Genomic DNA, 3,365 nt, shown 5'->3' with positions numbered 1-3,365 from the left:
CTTTTAAAAAACAAAAAAAAGAGGAGAAAATTAACATGAAATTAAAAAATGAAATCGGAGCATTTATGTTAAGAGTGGTATTAGGAGGATTATTTTTAGCGCATGGTATTGTAAAGTTTCAGGGTGGTATTGAAAATATCGTGGGCTGGTTTAGCAGCATCGGATTGCCTGGATTTATGGCCTATGCAGTTGCATTGATTGAGATTATTGGCGGTATTGCATTAATTATTGGTTTTGCTACCAGATATGTATCTGCTTTGTATGTAGTATTAATGATTGGAGCCATTCTAAAAGTAAAACTTTCCGTTGGTTTAATGGGGAATGGGCAAATGGCAGGTTATGAATTGGATTTGTCATTTTTAGCCATTGCCGCATATCTTGCAATAACAAACAAATCTTTCTTAGCTTTAGATAACGTACTGTTTCGTTCAAAAAAAGCTTAGTTATTATCTTGGCTGGAGGAATTACTGGCTATGGAAATAGAAGAGGGAAGTAATAAATCAGGAATAGAAATTGGGCTATATACTCTTGGGGATATTTGTCCAGATCCTCATACAGGAAAGACCATCAGCACTCAGCAAAGAATGAAGGAAATCATTGAAGCAGCCAAACTTGCGGAAGATGCAGGGCTAGATGTGTTTGGCATCGGGGAACATCATCGGCTGGATTATGCTACCTCCGCACCTCAAGTAGTATTAGCTGCCATTGCACAAATAACTAAAAGAATGAGGTTAACAAGCGCAACAACCGTATTAAGTACAGTTGACCCGGTTCGCCTCTTTGAAGATTTTGCTACATTAGACATTCTTTCGGAGGGTAGAGCAGAAATTATTGCAGGCCGTGGAGCGTTTGTGGAATCCTTTCCTCTATTCGGTTATGAACTAAAGGACTACGATGCTTTGTTCTCGGAACATATGGAACTATTTTTAAAGTTGAACAAGAACGATAGAATTACATGGAAAGGTCAATTTCGACCAGCATTGAAAGATGCTGTTATTGCCCCAAGACCTTTGCAAAAAGCTCTACCTATTTGGGTAGGAGTTGGGGGAACCCCAGAGAGCGCAGCTCGAGCTGGCAGGTTAGGGGTCGGGATGGCCATTGTTATTCTTGACGGTGATCCTATACGGTTTAAGCCGCTGGTTGAGCTATATCGTAAAACAGGTTTAGATGCTGGATATGCATTTGAAGATCTCAAAGTCGCTGTAACCGGTCATGGATATTTTTCTAAGACCAGCCAACAAGCCAAAGACGAGTTTTATCCTTATTATCTAAATTACTGGGAGTATGTGAATCGTCAGCGAGGAATGAGCTTCCGTTTATCAAGGGAAGATTTTGAACAAAAGACAAGGCCGGAAACTGCCTTATTTGTTGGCAGTCCTCAACAAATAATAGAAAAAATCCTGCGCCAACACGAGCTTTTCGGACATCAACGATTCCTTGTTCAAATGGATATTGGTGGAATTCCATTTAAGAAAGTTGCAGAGAGTATTGAGGTGTTAGCTACGGAAATTGCTCCGGCAGTACGGAAAGCAATAAGTAAAACGTAAGAAGTTACTAATAGTGCTATTCAACATTGTTAGATAGGCTCTACAATGTGTGAATAGCCTCTTTTTAGTATTGACATTGATAATCATTTTCAATTATAATTTGAATTAGAAATTGATAATGATTATCAATTAATGTTAGTACATCCAAAAGGAGAGTATTCCAATGTTAAATAAAAGTGTTGAAGTTTCGATAAAAACTCTTACTGATTACCATTTGGAAGCTTTCATTAGTTGTCCTTACAGATTTTATAATCAATATATTTTAAGTAAAACGAGTTCCCATGTTCATTGGAGAGTAGAGGTTCAAAAGGCAATCAATAACATCGTAAAAGATTATTATCAGCTTTCCAATAAAGATCAAAATACTGTAGGTTTATTAAAGTTAATCGAACAAAATTGGAAGTCTATACATATAAACATGTTTGAAAATAAAATCCAATATTATATTGTTCTATCAAAAATTACCGACCATTTACTTATATTACTATCATCCCATGAGACTACTCTTCCTCCATTATTCCTATATGAAAAAGTACAAACCTATATTAAGGAGTTAGAAACAACCATATCTTTAACATTTGAAGTAGCTGAATGGTCGAAGAAAACATATATTTTAAAAAAATATTTACTTGATTGTGATGAAGAATGGATTATGCTATATCAATATTTATCTACCGTTTTTTCACATCAAGCATTTGGTGCACTTCCCGAAAGGATTGAGATGATCAGTCTAATAGAAGGGAAAAAATACATATTTTACCCAACCGAGCAAGAAATCTCTAAAGGATTGCATTATCTTGAATTTATTAAGGATTGGATTCAAAAGCCAAACAGATACAAAAAGATAAATTTATTTAATCAATGTGTGAAATGCCCTTTAAATAAGCGTTGTGAAGTACAAATAATGGAATAAAACAACACTTTTATTCATGATTCGAAATTGCATTAAGAATTAGATGAAAGAAGGTTGTAAAAGTGTTAATTTGTAAAAGTCACTTAAAGGATGCTCTCAACCGGCTTGATGTTCCTCATGTGGTGAAAGTTGAAAACCTTAATAGCAAATGCTCCCTTTGTAAAAAAGAAGCACATTTTAAGATTTTTTACTCGATACCTTTCTTAAAAACATTTAACAAAAAAAATAGGATTCTTGATCAAAATTAAACCATTTAAAAGAATTCAAAAAAACGTGTGCTTCTATAAGCAGACGTTTCTTTCATTTTGGCTCTTTTAAACTTGTCTGAATAAAGAGGAATGATAAAATTTATAGTACAGAAGTTAACTGCAAGCATAACAGGCTAAAGAGATAAATAATAAAATAGGGTTTGTGTAAAGGGGGTAAAACATGGATTATTTTTCTCCGAAAGAACCGGTACTAAAGATAAAGCGCTGGCCTAAAAATACTATAGCGGCAGGTCGTCGTCATACCGTTGGGCTTAAATCGGACGGCACAGTTACGGCTGTGGGTGATAATAAATATGGTCAATGTGGTATAAGTGGCTGGCGAAATATTGTGGCAGTCTCGGCTGGTAATGTTCATATGGCTACAAACACGGGTAACTCTCATACAATCGGCCTTAAATCCGACAGTACATTGGCGGCTGCGGGTTGGAATAAGCATAACCAATGTGATGTAAACGAATGGCGCAATATTGTAGCGGTTGCGACGGGTTGGCGTAGGACCATTGGACTTAAATCGGATGGTACTGTAGTTGCAGCAGGCCGAAATAAGGATGGTGAATGCAATATAAGTAGTTGGCACGATATTGTGGTGGTCGCGGCAGGTGACTGGCATACAATCGGGCTTAAATCGGACGGCAC

At 36.5% G+C, this 3,365-nt stretch carries 3 protein-coding genes and 1 pseudogene; all 4 read left to right on the top strand.

Translation table 11 applies throughout. The features are described 5' to 3' along the window. Nucleotides 1-443, top strand: a 443-nt coding sequence (locus tag V7083_RS18600) for a DoxX family protein (RefSeq protein ID WP_438823747.1), incomplete at its 5' end; no start/stop codon positions are given. 30 nt (nt 444-473) lie between these two features. Then, a complete protein-coding gene (locus V7083_RS18595) occupies nt 474-1,547 on the top strand; it encodes an LLM class flavin-dependent oxidoreductase (protein ID WP_335480693.1) in 1,074 nt (357 codons plus the stop codon). A 163-nt stretch (nt 1,548-1,710) separates the two neighbouring features. Beyond that, nucleotides 1,711-2,460, top strand: a complete 750-nt coding sequence (locus V7083_RS18590; protein ID WP_335480691.1) for a hypothetical protein — start codon at nt 1,711-1,713, stop codon at nt 2,458-2,460. A gap of 429 nt (nt 2,461-2,889) precedes the next feature. Then, a pseudogene (locus V7083_RS18585) lies at nt 2,890-3,365 on the top strand (chromosome condensation regulator); the annotation flags it as partial.

It is taken from the genome of Bacillus sp. JJ1764, from assembly GCF_036962145.1.
Classification (GTDB): Bacteria; Bacillota; Bacilli; order Bacillales; family Cytobacillaceae; genus Neobacillus.
The sequence above is the reverse complement of the archived record's forward strand: the minus strand, read 5'-3'. Positions and strand labels throughout refer to the sequence as shown.